The following is a 14,451-nucleotide window of genomic DNA, read 5'->3' on the forward strand; positions in this document are numbered from 1 at the left end:
AACGTCTCATACTTAATTCCACCATAAAAATCCGTTTTAGACTAACTTCCACTTTGGTCAGACAAGTGGAAGTTACTCTGAGAAGTTACCAAGAGCTAAAATTAAGAATAAAAAAGAAAAATATCTTGACAATCGATGGAAAATTTTGTTACAATAATAGACGGTACTTTTTACTTTTGGTCTCTCAAGAGTGTACAGGGACGTGCTGACAAATGTTGCAAAAGTACACACAGATGATAGCTGTCACCAAGTGTATCATCACCAAAAATAAAAAAACACAGGAGAATGTAGATGCCTACAATTAACCAATTGGTTCGCAAACCGCGTAAATCAAAAGTAGAAAAATCTAAATCACCAGCTTTGAACGTTGGTTACAACAGTCATAAAAAAGTTCAAACAAACGTTTCTTCACCACAAAAACGTGGTGTTGCAACTCGTGTTGGAACAATGACACCTAAAAAACCTAACTCAGCCCTTCGTAAATTCGCTCGTGTACGTTTGAGCAACCTTATCGAAGTTACTGCCTACATCCCAGGTATCGGACACAACTTGCAAGAGCACAGCGTGGTTCTTCTTCGTGGTGGACGTGTAAAAGACCTTCCAGGGGTACGTTACCATATCGTCCGTGGTGCACTTGATACTGCAGGTGTTAACGATCGTAAACAAGGCCGTTCTAAATACGGTACTAAACGTCCAAAAGCATAAGGAAAGGGGATAAAGAGAAATGAGTCGTAAAAATAGAGCTCCAAAACGTGACGTATTGCCAGATCCGCTTTACAATTCACAACTAGTTACTCGTCTTATCAACCGCGTTATGCTTGATGGTAAACGTGGTACAGCTGCTTCAATCGTTTACGGTGCTTTTGAGCAAATCAAAGAAGCTACTGGAAACGATGCACTTGAAGTATTTGAAACAGCTATGGAAAACATCATGCCTGTACTTGAAGTACGTGCACGTCGTGTTGGTGGTTCTAACTACCAAGTCCCAGTTGAAGTTCGTCCAGAACGTCGTACAACACTTGGACTTCGTTGGTTGGTAACAATCGCTCGTCTTCGTGGTGAACACACAATGCAAGACCGTCTTGCAAAAGAAATCTTGGATGCTGCTAACAACACTGGTGCAGCTGTTAAGAAACGTGAAGATACTCACCGTATGGCTGAAGCTAACCGTGCATTCGCACACTTCCGTTGGTAATATAGGATGCGAAAGCGTTAAGAAAGTCCCAGAGAAAATAGGGAATCAAAGCAGGTTGCGATTGCAACCAATGAGATTCATCTTTTTCTCCAGACTTTTAGCTTGAGCTCAACTAAATCATGATGCTAGGAACGCTGAGGATGCACAGTGAAAATAGGAAACTGACGCAGTATTCGATGAATACAAGGAAGTTTATCATTTTCACTCAGCATCCCGTTCCAGCTCAAATCAGCTAACTAACATTAGCTTAAGTTCAATTCAACTTGTAAATCTACAAGTTGAAACTAACAATAGCATGAAAACATTGAGAACGGGTAGGTCCTGCCTATCCGTTTTTATTAAAATCATGTTATAATAGAATAGAAATCAAAAATAAATAGGAGAAACAAACCTCATGGCACGCGAATTTTCACTTGAAAAAACTCGTAATATCGGTATCATGGCTCACGTCGATGCTGGTAAAACAACAACTACTGAGCGTATCCTTTACTACACTGGTAAAATCCACAAAATCGGTGAAACTCACGAAGGTGCGTCACAAATGGACTGGATGGAGCAAGAGCAAGAGCGTGGTATCACTATCACATCTGCTGCGACAACAGCTCAATGGAACAACCACCGCGTAAACATCATCGACACACCAGGACACGTGGACTTCACAATCGAAGTACAACGTTCTCTTCGTGTATTGGATGGTGCGGTTACCGTTCTTGACTCACAATCAGGTGTTGAGCCTCAAACTGAAACAGTTTGGCGTCAAGCAACTGAGTACGGAGTTCCACGTATCGTATTTGCCAACAAAATGGACAAAATCGGTGCTGACTTCCTTTACTCAGTAAGCACACTTCACGATCGTCTTCAAGCAAATGCACACCCAATCCAATTGCCAATCGGTTCTGAAGATGACTTCCGTGGTATCATCGACTTGATTAAGATGAAAGCTGAAATCTATACTAACGACCTTGGTACAGATATCCTTGAAGAAGACATTCCAGCTGAATACCTTGACCAAGCTCAAGAATACCGTGAAAAATTGATTGAAGCAGTTGCTGAAACTGACGAAGAATTGATGATGAAATACCTCGAAGGTGAAGAAATCACTAACGAAGAATTGAAAGCTGGTATCCGTAAAGCGACTATCAACGTTGAATTCTTCCCAGTATTGTGTGGTTCTGCCTTCAAGAACAAAGGTGTTCAATTGATGCTTGATGCGGTTATCGATTACCTTCCAAGCCCGCTTGACATCCCAGCGATCAAAGGTATTAACCCAGATACAGACGAAGAAGAAACTCGTCCTGCATCTGACGAAGAGCCATTTGCAGCTCTTGCCTTCAAGATCATGACAGACCCATTCGTAGGTCGTTTGACATTCTTCCGTGTTTACTCAGGTGTTCTTCAATCAGGTTCATACGTATTGAACACTTCTAAAGGTAAACGTGAACGTATCGGACGTATCCTTCAAATGCACGCTAATAGCCGTCAAGAAATTGACACTGTTTACTCAGGTGATATCGCTGCTGCTGTTGGTTTGAAAGATACTACAACTGGTGACTCATTGACAGATGAAAAAGCTAAAATCATTCTTGAGTCAATCAACGTTCCAGAACCAGTTATCCAATTGATGGTTGAGCCAAAATCTAAAGCTGACCAAGACAAGATGGGTATCGCCCTTCAAAAATTGGCTGAAGAAGATCCAACATTCCGCGTTGAAACAAACGTTGAAACTGGTGAAACAGTTATCTCTGGTATGGGTGAACTTCACCTTGACGTCCTTGTTGACCGTATGCGTCGTGAGTTCAAAGTTGAAGCGAACGTAGGTGCTCCTCAAGTATCATACCGTGAAACATTCCGCGCTTCTACTCAAGCACGTGGATTCTTCAAACGTCAGTCTGGTGGTAAAGGTCAATTCGGTGATGTATGGATTGAATTTACTCCAAACGAAGAAGGAAAAGGATTCGAATTCGAAAATGCAATCGTCGGTGGTGTGGTTCCTCGTGAATTTATCCCAGCGGTTGAAAAAGGTTTGGTAGAATCTATGGCTAACGGTGTTCTTGCAGGTTACCCAATGGTTGACGTTAAAGCTAAGCTTTACGATGGTTCATACCACGATGTCGACTCATCTGAAACTGCCTTCAAGATCGCGGCTTCACTTGCCCTTAAAGAAGCTGCTAAATCAGCACAACCAGCTATCCTTGAGCCAATGATGCTTGTAACAATCACTGTTCCAGAAGAAAACCTTGGTGATGTTATGGGTCACGTAACTGCTCGTCGTGGACGTGTAGATGGTATGGAAGCGCACGGTAACAGCCAAATCGTTCGTGCTTACGTTCCACTTGCTGAAATGTTCGGTTACGCAACAGTTCTTCGTTCTGCATCTCAAGGACGTGGTACATTCATGATGGTATTTGACCACTACGAAGATGTACCTAAGTCAGTACAAGAAGAAATCATTAAGAAAAACAAAGGTGAAGACTAATCAGTCCTAACTCTAGAAGGAAGTCACTTAGTGGCTTCCTTTTTTGTATAGTTCCGATAAATTTTATAGATTCTGAAAATATCTACTCATAAAAATTTCATATAAAAATGAGTTAAAGAAATTTACGAAAGAAATATATAATATAAATAGAAATAAGTTGAAAAAGAATATAAATTACCTTTTAAAAACTTATAAAAAAAGGAGAACATTCATAAATAAACGTTAAAATAGAAAATTCAGAAAATTTCTTCTTTTCTCTTGAAAAATCTTGAAAAAATGGTATGATAGTAACAAGTTACTTTTAAGAGAAGAGAAAGGGGAACAATGGAGAAAATCAGTTTAGAATCTCCTAAAACGGGGTCGGACCTAGTTTTGGAAACACTTCGTGATTTAGGAATTGATACCATCTTTGGTTATCCTGGTGGTGCAGTCTTGCCTTTTTATGATGCGATATATAATTTTAAAGGCATTCGCCACATTCTAGGGCGCCATGAGCAAGGTTGTTTGCATGAAGCTGAAGGTTATGCCAAATCAACTGGAAAGTTGGGTGTTGCCGTCGTCACTAGCGGACCAGGAGCAACAAATGCCATTACAGGGATTGCGGATGCCATGAGCGACAGTGTTCCCCTTTTGGTCTTTACAGGTCAGGTGGCGCGAGCAGGGATTGGGAAGGATGCCTTTCAGGAGGCAGACATCGTGGGAATCACCATGCCAATCACTAAGTACAATTATCAAGTTCGTGAGACAGCTGATATTCCGCGGATCATTACGGAAGCTGTCCATATCGCAACCACAGGACGTCCAGGACCAGTCGTCATTGACCTACCTAAAGACGTATCTGCTTTGGAAACAGACTTCATCTATTCACCAGAGGTGAACCTACCAAGTTATCAACCAACTCTTGAGCCAAATGATATGCAAATCAAGAAAATCTTGAAGCAATTGTCTAAGGCTAAAAAACCAGTTTTGCTAGCTGGTGGTGGGATTAGTTATGCTGAAGCAGCTGCAGAATTAAATGAATTTGCAGAACGCTATCAAATTCCAGTGGTAACCAGCCTTTTGGGACAAGGAACGATTGCAACGAGTCATCCACTCTTCCTTGGAATGGGAGGAATGCACGGGTCATTCGCAGCTAATATTGCCATGACGGAAGCTGACTTTATGATTAGTATTGGTTGTCGTTTCGATGACCGCTTGACGGGAAATCCTAAGACCTTTGCTAAGAATGCTAAGGTTGCCCATATTGATATTGACCCAGCTGAGATTGGCAAGATTATCAGTGCAGATATTCCAGTAGTTGGAGATGCTAAGAAAGCCTTGCAAATGTTGCTGGCAGAACCAATCATTCATAACAATACTGAAAAGTGGATTGAGAAAGTTACTAAAGACAAGAACCGTGTTCGTTCTTATGACAAGAAAGAGCGTGTGGTTCAACCGCAAGCTGTTATTGAACGAATTGGTGAATTGACGAATGAGGATGCCATTGTGGTCACAGACGTAGGTCAACACCAAATGTGGACAGCTCAGTATTATCCCTACCAAAATGAACGTCAGTTAGTGACTTCAGGTGGTTTGGGAACGATGGGATTCGGAATTCCAGCAGCAATCGGTGCTAAAATAGCTAACCCAGATAAGGAAGTAGTCTTGTTTGTTGGAGATGGTGGTTTCCAAATGACCAATCAGGAATTGGCTATTTTGAACATTTACAAGGTGCCAATCAAGGTGGTGATGCTGAACAACCACTCGCTTGGAATGGTTCGCCAGTGGCAGGAATCCTTCTATGAAGGTAGAACATCTGAGTCGGTCTTTGATACCCTTCCTGATTTCCAATTGATGGCACAGGCTTATGGCATTAAAAACTATAAGTTTGATAATCCTGAGACCTTGGCTCAAGACCTTGAAGTGATCACTGAGGATGTTCCTATGCTAATCGAGGTAGATATTTCTCGTAAGGAACAGGTGTTACCGATGGTACCAGCTGGTAAGAGTAATCATGAGATGTTGGGGGTGAAGTTCCATGCGTAGAATGTTAACAGCAAAACTACAAAATCGTTCAGGAGTCCTCAATCGATTTACAGGTGTCTTATCTCGTCGTCAGGTTAATATCGAAAGCATCTCTGTTGGAGCAACAGAAGATCCTAATGTGTCGCGTATCACCATTATTATCGATGTGGCTTCACATGATGAAGTGGAGCAAATTATCAAACAACTCAATCGTCAGATTGATGTGATTCGCATTCGTGATATTACAGACAAGCCTCATTTGGAGCGCGAGGTGATTTTGGTTAAGATGTCAGCGCCAGCTGAGAAGCGCGCTGAGATTCTAGCGATTATTCAACCTTTCCGTGCAACGGTGGTGGATGTAGCGCCAAGCTCGATTACCATTCAGATGACAGGAAATGCAGAAAAGAGCGAAGCCCTATTGCGAGTCATTCGACCATACGGTATTCGCAATATTGCTCGAACGGGTGCCACTGGATTTACCCGCGATTAATACTCTTCGAAATTCAAATCACGTCAGCTTCCATCTGCAACCTCAAAGCAGTGCTTTGAGCAACCTGTGGCTAGCTTCCTAATTTGCTCTTTGATTTTCATTGAGTATAAAAATATTTTAAATTTGTTAAACCAGCCTAAAAGGCAATAAATAATAGAAAAGAGAGAAAAACTATGGCAGTTCAAATGGAATACGAAAAAGATGTTAAAGTAGCAGCACTTGACGGTAAAAAAATCGCTGTTATCGGTTACGGTTCGCAAGGACATGCGCATGCTCAAAACTTACGTGATTCAGGTCGTGATGTCATTATCGGTGTACGTCCAGGTAAATCTTTTGACAAAGCAAAAGAAGATGGATTTGACACTTATACAGTAGCAGAAGCAACTAAATTAGCTGACGTTATCATGATTTTGGCACCAGATGAAATCCAACAAGAATTGTACGAAGCAGAAATCGCTCCAAACTTGGAAGCTGGAAACGCAGTTGGATTTGCTCATGGTTTCAACATTCACTTTGAATTTATCAAAGTTCCTGCAGATGTAGATGTCTTCATGTGTGCTCCTAAAGGACCAGGACACTTGGTGCGTCGTACTTATGAAGAAGGATTTGGTGTTCCAGCTCTTTATGCAGTATACCAAGATGCAACAGGAAATGCGAAAAATATTGCTATGGACTGGTGTAAAGGTGTTGGAGCTGCCCGTGTAGGTCTTCTTGAAACAACATACAAAGAAGAAACTGAAGAAGATTTGTTTGGTGAACAAGCTGTACTTTGTGGTGGTTTGACTGCCCTTATCGAAGCAGGTTTCGAAGTCTTGACAGAAGCAGGATACGCTCCAGAATTGGCTTACTTTGAAGTTCTTCACGAAATGAAATTAATCGTTGATTTGATCTATGAAGGTGGATTCAAGAAAATGCGTCAATCAATTTCAAACACTGCTGAATATGGTGACTATGTATCAGGTCCACGTGTGATTACTGAGCAAGTTAAAGAAAACATGAAAGCTGTCTTGGCAGACATCCAAAATGGTAAATTTGCAAACGACTTTGTAAATGACTATAAAGCTGGACGTCCAAAATTGACTGCTTACCGTGAACAAGCAGCTAACCTTGAAATTGAAAAAGTTGGTGCAGAATTGCGTAAAGCAATGCCATTCGTTGGTAAAAACGACGATGATGCATTCAAAATCTATAACTAATTGATAAAAATTAAGGTGAAGGCGAGTTGGGGGACTAACTCGCTTTTATAATCAATTCATCTTGTTTTTAATACTCAATGAAAATCAAAGAGCAAACTAGGAAACTAGCCGCAGGTTGCTCAAAGCACTGCTTTGAGGTTGCAGATGGAAGTTGACGTGGTTTGAAGAGATTTTCGAAGAGTATAAGAGGATGGATTGTGATATTATGAATAGTCTAGGAGAAAAAGATGTTAAGTTCAAAAGATATAATCAAGGCTCATAAGGTCTTGAACGGTGTGGTTGTTAATACACCGCTTGATTATGACCATTATTTATCGGAGAAGTATGGTGCTAAGATTTATTTGAAAAAAGAAAATGCCCAACGTGTTCGTTCTTTTAAAATCCGTGGTGCCTATTATGCCATTTCTCAGCTCAGCAAGGAAGAGCGTGAGCGTGGGGTAGTCTGTGCCTCTGCGGGAAATCATGCGCAGGGAGTAGCCTATACCTGTAATGAAATGAAAATTCCTGCTACTATTTTTATGCCCATTACTACTCCGCAACAAAAAATTGGACAAGTTCGCTTTTTTGGTGGGGACTTCGTAACTATTAAATTAGTTGGAGATACTTTTGATGCCTCAGCCAAAGCAGCTCAAGAATTTACAGTTTCTGAAAATCGTACCTTTATTGATCCTTTTGATGATGCCCATGTTCAAGCGGGTCAAGGAACAGTTGCTTATGAGATTTTAGAAGAAGCTCGAAAAGAATCGATTGATTTTGATGCTGTCTTGGTTCCTGTTGGAGGTGGTGGTCTCATTGCTGGGGTTTCTACCTATATCAAGGAAACAAGTCCAGAGATTGAAGTCATTGGGGTAGAGGCTAATGGAGCGCGTTCCATGAAGGCGGCCTTTGAAGCTGGTGGGCCTGTCAAACTCACAGAAATTGACAAATTTGCGGATGGGATTGCTGTGCAAAAGGTAGGTCAGTTGACCTATGAAGCAACTCGTCAACATGTTCAAACCTTAGTAGGTGTCGATGAGGGATTGATTTCTGAAACCTTGATTGACCTCTACTCTAAGCAAGGGATTGTTGCAGAACCTGCTGGAGCGGCTAGTATCGCCTCTTTAGAGATTTTAGCTGAATATATCAAGGGGAAAACCATTTGTTGTATCATTTCTGGAGGAAATAATGATATCAACCGTATGCCAGAAATGGAAGAGCGTGCCCTGATTTATGATGGAATCAAGCATTACTTTGTGGTCAATTTTCCACAGCGTCCGGGAGCTTTGCGTGAGTTTGTAAATGATATCTTGGGGCCAAATGATGATATCACACGTTTTGAGTATATCAAACGAGCTAGCAAGGGGACAGGCCCAGTATTGATTGGGATTGCCCTAGCAGATAAGCATGATTATGCAGGCTTGATTCGTCGAATGGAAGGTTTTGATCCATCTTATATTAACTTAAATGGTAATGAAACGCTCTATAATATGCTTGTCTGAGGACTAATAAAAAAATATCATATTATTTGCACAACTGATGTATAGGTGCTATAATGAGGGTGAAGAAAGGGGGCGATTCCTATGGACTTAGGAAATCGATTACGCTATTTCTATCACAAGTCATTATAGTACCTATTATTTTTTGATTCAGTTTATAGTAAGGGAGTAAAATTACTTGTTATATAGAAGGAATTTTTTGGAATCTACTATTTTATATATAGCTAATCTGATTTTTGGCTAAATATAATAGGAATTAGAAAAAATAATCAATATTAATGGGATGCCTCATACTGAGGTTACTGAGAAGAGTGATGGGATACTAAGAAGATAAAAACAGTGGAAACTGTTGGAAGATAGGATACTATTGTTTCCTAACTACTCATCTTTTTATAGGTTTGAAGAAATAAAGAATCTTGATAAAGTAAATAAATAGTAGCAGTTGAGCAAGTGAAAAGTGCTTATGCAGACAGGAAGAAAATCAAAGAAGGAGAAAGAATAGATAGTAATAGTGTGGAGAGAAAGTCGTCCGCTATTAGAAATATCATTTTAAAGTTAGATAAATAGAATAAAGTTGAAGGTAAAACCTGTCTAATCTATCAAGGATTGGTATTTGTAAATTATGAATATTTTTACAAACAAAAGAGTTAATAATGCAATTATTTTAAAGGTATTTACTAATGGTTTATAGTAAGTAAAAACCTATATATTATAAGCTTTAATAAGATAGTAACAGAAAAATAAATCATTAATTTTATTGAATATATGTTTTTTTATTGACAAAAAGCATAAAAACGTATACAATTAAATATCGTAAAGAAGAAAATAGGAGAAGGACATGGCTAAGTCAAACTTTGAAAAAGTAGAATCAGTTGTTGGCTGGGTTCGTGATAAGAAGATCACAGGCTACCGTATCTCTAAAGAAACGAATGCGCGTGAAATGTCTATCATTGCTCTAGCGCAGGGTCGTGCAAAAGTAAAAAATATTTCATTTGAAACAGCTCTAGGTTTAATTGATTTCTATGAAAAAAATCATGAAAAATTTGAAGATTAATCTTTGGATAATGGCGGATTCTTGAATTGGGTCTGCCTTTTCATTTTTGGGTCAGCAAAAAGACTGCACAAAGTTGATGCAGCCTTTTCTTTTTATTTGATACTCTTCGAAAATCAAATTCAAACCACGTCAACGTCGCCTTGCCGTACTCGAGTACAGCCTGCAGCTAGTTTCCTAGTTTGCTCTTTGATTTTCATTGAGTATGAGATAACGTTGAAGGAATTCTTTTGTTCGGTCTTCTTTAGGATTGGTGAAGAGGTCTTCTGGTTTACCTTCTTCAGCAATAACACCTTTATCCATAAAGATAACACGGTGAGAGACATCACGAGCGAATTCCATTTCGTGGGTCACGACAATCATAGTCAAGCCTTCCTGAGCGAGATTCTGCATGATTTTGAGGACTTCTCCAACCATTTCTGGATCGAGAGCTGATGTTGGTTCATCAAAGAGAATAGCGTCTGGATTCATGGAGAGGGCACGAGCGATGGCCACACGTTGTTTTTGACCACCTGAGAGTTGTTTTGGTTTCGCTTGCCAGTAGCGTTCTCCCATGCCGACCTTTTCCAAGTTTTCTTTGGCAATCTTTTCAGCTTCTGTACGTTCACGTTTAAGGACAGTTGTCTGAGCAACGATTGTGTTTTCAAGCACGTTGAGATTTTCAAAGAGGTTAAAAGATTGGAACACCATTCCTAACTTTTCACGGTATTGCGTGAGGTCATAGCCTTTTTCGAGGACGTTTTGTCCATGATAAAGGATTTGTCCATCAGTTGGTGTTTCGAGTAGGTTAATGGAGCGTAGGAAGGTTGATTTCCCGCTTCCAGAGCTTCCGATGATAGAGATTACCTCTCCCTTGTGGACAGTCAGAGAAATGTCTTTTAGCACTTCGTTTTGTCCATAGGATTTTTTGAGGTGTTTAATTTCAAGGATTGCTTGGGTCATTATTTCAAATCCTCCGTTTGCATTTGGTTAGCACCTGTAGTATAGGTATCCATGTCCATGCGGCGTTCGATGAAGCGTAGGATACGTGTTACGGTGAAGGTGAGGACAAAGTAAATCACGGCGATGATTGTAAATGTCTGGAAGTATTGATAAGTTTGAGTTGCCACGGTATTTCCTGAGAAATAAAGTTCGACAACAGAGATAACGTTCAATACAGATGTATCTTTGATATTGATGACAAATTCATTACCAGTTGCTGGTAGGATATTACGGACAACCTGAGGTAGGACAATCTTACGCATGGTTTGGTTATGAGTCATACCAAGAGCAGTCGCAGCTTCAAATTGTCCCTTGTCAACCGCTAGGATACCACCACGGACGATTTCAGTCATGTAGGCTCCGGTGTTGATCGAAACGATGAAGATAGCAGCCAGTGTGCGGTCAAGGTTGATACCGAAAGCTTGGGCAGTTCCATAGTAAATAACCATCGATTGAACGATCATTGGGGTGCCACGGAAAATTTCAATGTAGACATTGAGGATCCAGCCGACTAGTTTTTGTAGGCCATAAATGGCTTTGTTTTCAGAGAGAGGAGCAGTACGGAAGACACCAATGGCAAGACCAATAATGAGACCTGTGATAGTTCCGACAATAGAGATTAAAAGAGTGACACCAGCACCACGCAAGAGTTGTTGCCAGTTTTCAGAGAGAATTTTAGCTACTTGGCTAAAGAAACTACTGCTAGTCTCTTCAGTTGTTGTAGCTTCGGCAGGTTGTTCCTTGATCATACGATCCATCAAGGCAACTTGGTCGTCTTTTGAAATGGTTTCAATGCTGGCATTGATTTGGCTAATACGATTGTCATCTTTACGAAGTCCGATGGCGATAGCCGTATCTTCTTCTCCAGTTTTGAAACCTGGTTCTACCTGAACCATCTTGAACTTAGAGTTGGCAGCTTCGGCAGTCAGAGCTTCTGGACGCTCAGAAACATAGGCATCAATGACACCAGCCTCAAGTGCTTGACGCATTTGAGCGAAATCACCCATAGCAGTTTCTTTTTTAGCACCTGGGATTTGTGCAATCAAGTCGTAGAGATACACTCCTTGTTGAGAGGTGATTTTTGCACCATTAAAGTCATCCAAAGATTTAGCATTTGCATAAGTAGAATCTTTTTTGACAAGTAGAACTGGTTCGCTAGTATAGTAACTGCTTGAAAAAGCAATCTCTTGTTTGCGCTCGGCAGTAGGACTCATACCTGCGATAATCATGTCAATCTTACCAGAAGTAAGGGCAGGGACTAGGCCTTCCCACTTGGTTTTAACAACCAAAGGTTCTTTACCTAAGTCCTTAGCGATTTTTTTAGCAATTTGGACATCGTATCCATTGGCATACTGGTTAGTCCCGTCGATTTTGACAGCTCCATTGCTATCATCGTCCTGAGTCCAGTTAAAGGGAGCATATGCTGCTTCCATCCCGATGCGTAAATATTCATCAGCTTGAGCAACATTGACAAGTCCAAGCATCAGCAAGAGACTTGTGAAAATAGATAAGTATATTTTTCTCATGATTTCTCCTATTTCTAATCTATTAAAAAATAACTGTCTCCTATTTTATCGAAAAAAACTCTATTTTTCAATACAAGTAAGTCTTTACTTACGAAAAAATGATATAATGATAGCAAAGATAAAAAGGGGGATTAGTTGATGAAAAAAACTTTTTTCTTACTAGTGTTAGGCTTGTTTTGCCTTCTGCCACTCTCTGTTTTTGCCATTGATTTTAAGATAAACTCCTATCAAGGGGATTTGTATATTCATGCAGACAATACGGCGGAATTTAGACAGAAGATAGTTTATCAGTTTGAGGAGGACTTTAAGGGCCAAATCGTGGGACTTGGACGTGCTGGCAAGATGCCTAGCGGATTTGACATTGATTCTCATCCAAAAGTTCAGGCATCGAAAAACGGCGCTGAATTGACAGATGTTACTAGCGAAGTGATAGAAGGAGCAGATGGTTATACTGTTAAAGTTTATAATCCAGGTCAAGAAGGCGACACAGTTGAAGTTGATGTCACTTGGAACTTAAAAAATTTGCTTTTCCTGTATGATGACATCGCTGAATTAAATTGGCAACCTTTGACAGATAGTTCAGGGGCTATTGGAAAGTTTGAATTTCATGTAAGGGGAGACAAGGGGGCTGAAAAACTCTTTTTCCATACAGGGAAACTTTTTAGAGAGGGAGCGATTGAAAAGAGTAACCTTGATTATACGATTCGTTTGGACAATCTTCCGCCTAAGCGTGGAGTTGAGTTGCATGCTTATTGGCCTAGGGCCGATTTTGCTAGCGCTAGGGATCAGGGCTTGAAAGGGAATCGTTTAGAAGAGTTTAATAAGATAGAAGACTCGATTGTTAAAGAAAAAGAGCAAAGTAAACAACTTGTTACTTGGATTTTCCCTTCCCTACTTTCCGTCTCTTTGTTATTGAGTGCCTGTTTCTATTTTATCTATAGAAGAAAGACCACTCCTTCAATTAAATATGCCAAAAATCATCGTCTCTATGAACCACCAATGGAATTAGAGCCTATGGTTTTATCAGAGGCTGTCTACTCGACCTCCTTGGAGGAAGTGAGTCCTCTAACAAAAGGAGCTGGCAAATTCACCTTTGACCAACTTATTCAAGCTACCTTGCTAGATGTGATAGACCGTGGGAATGTCTCTATTATTTCAGAAGGAGATGCAGTTGGGTTAAGGCTGGTAAAAGAAGATGGTTTGTCAAGTTTTGAGAAAGACTGCTTAAATCTGGCCTTTTCAGGAAAAAAAGAAGCAACTCTTTCCGATTTGTTTGCGGATTACAAGGTATCTGATAGTCTTTATCGTAGAGCAAAAGTCTCTGATGAAAAACGCATTCGAGCAAGAGGGCTTCAGCTCAAATCTTCTTTTGAAGAAGTATTAAAAGAGATGCAAGAAGGAGTGAGAAAGCGAGTTTCCTTCTGGGGACTCCCAGATTACTATCGTCCTTTAACTGGTGGGGAAAAGGCCTTGCAAGTGGGTATGGGTGTCTTGACTATCTTGCCTCTATTTATCGGATTTGGTTTGTTCTTGTACAGTTTGGACGTTTATGGCTATCTTTACCTCCCCTTGCCAATACTTGGTTTTCTAGGTTTGGTTTTGGCTGTTTTCTATTATTGGAAGCTTCGACTAGATAATCGTGATGGTGTTCTAAATGAAGCAGGGGCTGAAGTCTACTATCTCTGGACTAGTTTTGAAAATATGTTGCGTGAGATTGCGAGATTGGATCAGGCTGAACTGGAAAGTATTGTAGTTTGGAATCGCCTCTTGGTCTATGCGACCTTATTTGGCTATGCGGACAAGGTCAGTCATTTGATGAAGGTTCATCATATCCAAGTAGAAAATCCAGATATCAATCTCTATGTAGCTTATGGCTGGCATAGTATGTTTTATCATTCAAGTGCGCAAATGAGTCATTATGCTAGTGTCGCAAATACAGCAAGCACCTACTCCGTATCTTCTGGAAGTGGAAGTTCAGGCGGTGGCTTCTCTGGAGGAGGAGGCGGTGGCAGTATCGGCGCCTTTTAAAGAGAACTGCCATAGGCTGAAAAAATATG

The 14,451-nt window shown here is 40.4% G+C and carries 11 protein-coding genes; 9 read left to right on the plus strand and 2 right to left on the minus strand.

Going from position 1 to position 14,451, the window contains the following annotated elements; all coding sequences use genetic code 11:
• Positions 1–291 precede the first annotated feature (291 nt).
• The 8 genes from rpsL to M1F37_RS08525 all read left to right on the plus strand — a co-directional run bounded on the left by rpsL (position 292) and on the right by M1F37_RS08525 (position 9,890).
• Positions 292–705, plus strand: coding sequence for a 30S ribosomal protein S12 (gene rpsL, locus M1F37_RS08490; protein ID WP_001142332.1), 414 nt, complete (start codon positions 292–294; stop codon positions 703–705).
• 19 nt (positions 706–724) lie between these two features.
• A complete protein-coding gene (rpsG, locus tag M1F37_RS08495) occupies positions 725–1,195 on the plus strand; it encodes a 30S ribosomal protein S7 (RefSeq protein ID WP_000087873.1) in 471 nt (156 codons plus the stop codon).
• A 394-nt stretch (positions 1,196–1,589) separates the two neighbouring features.
• A complete protein-coding gene (gene fusA / locus M1F37_RS08500; RefSeq protein ID WP_000090348.1) occupies positions 1,590–3,671 on the plus strand; it encodes an elongation factor G in 2,082 nt (693 codons plus the stop codon).
• A 324-nt stretch (positions 3,672–3,995) separates the two neighbouring features.
• The gene (locus tag M1F37_RS08505) at positions 3,996–5,696 is read left to right on the plus strand and encodes an acetolactate synthase large subunit (protein WP_247935466.1); all 1,701 of its coding nucleotides are present in this window, start codon (positions 3,996–3,998) and stop codon (positions 5,694–5,696) included.
• Positions 5,689–6,165, plus strand: a complete 477-nt coding sequence (gene ilvN, locus M1F37_RS08510) for an acetolactate synthase small subunit (RefSeq protein ID WP_001253803.1) — start codon at positions 5,689–5,691, stop codon at positions 6,163–6,165. The genes M1F37_RS08505 and ilvN overlap by 8 nt, the downstream gene beginning before the upstream one ends.
• A 173-nt stretch (positions 6,166–6,338) precedes the next feature.
• Positions 6,339–7,361, plus strand: coding sequence for a ketol-acid reductoisomerase (gene ilvC, locus M1F37_RS08515; RefSeq protein WP_000290683.1), 1,023 nt, complete (start codon positions 6,339–6,341; stop codon positions 7,359–7,361).
• 227 nt (positions 7,362–7,588) lie between these two features.
• The gene (gene ilvA / locus M1F37_RS08520) at positions 7,589–8,839 is read left to right on the plus strand and encodes a threonine ammonia-lyase IlvA (protein WP_247935467.1); all 1,251 of its coding nucleotides are present in this window, start codon (positions 7,589–7,591) and stop codon (positions 8,837–8,839) included.
• An 835-nt stretch (positions 8,840–9,674) separates the two neighbouring features.
• Positions 9,675–9,890: a hypothetical protein gene (locus tag M1F37_RS08525; protein WP_001130036.1), complete on the plus strand. Its 216-nt coding sequence runs from the start codon at positions 9,675–9,677 to the stop codon at positions 9,888–9,890.
• Between the two features lie 174 nt (positions 9,891–10,064).
• Here the strand turns inward: M1F37_RS08525 and M1F37_RS08530 are convergent, their stop codons facing one another.
• A complete protein-coding gene (locus tag M1F37_RS08530; RefSeq protein WP_247935468.1) occupies positions 10,065–10,829 on the minus strand; it encodes an amino acid ABC transporter ATP-binding protein in 765 nt (254 codons plus the stop codon).
• Positions 10,829–12,394, minus strand: coding sequence for an ABC transporter substrate-binding protein/permease (locus tag M1F37_RS08535; RefSeq protein WP_247932087.1), 1,566 nt, complete (start codon positions 12,392–12,394; stop codon positions 10,829–10,831). Before M1F37_RS08535 ends, M1F37_RS08530 begins: the two co-directional genes overlap by 1 nt.
• Before the next feature lie 138 nt (positions 12,395–12,532).
• On the opposite strand from M1F37_RS08535, the gene M1F37_RS08540 reads away from it, so the two are divergent.
• Entirely contained in the window at positions 12,533–14,422 is a 1,890-nt protein-coding gene (locus M1F37_RS08540) for a DUF2207 domain-containing protein (protein ID WP_247935469.1), read from the plus strand.
• Positions 14,423–14,451 lie beyond the last annotated feature (29 nt).

The organism is Streptococcus mitis (assembly GCF_023109105.1).
GTDB lineage: Bacteria > Bacillota > Bacilli > Lactobacillales > Streptococcaceae > Streptococcus > Streptococcus mitis_BW.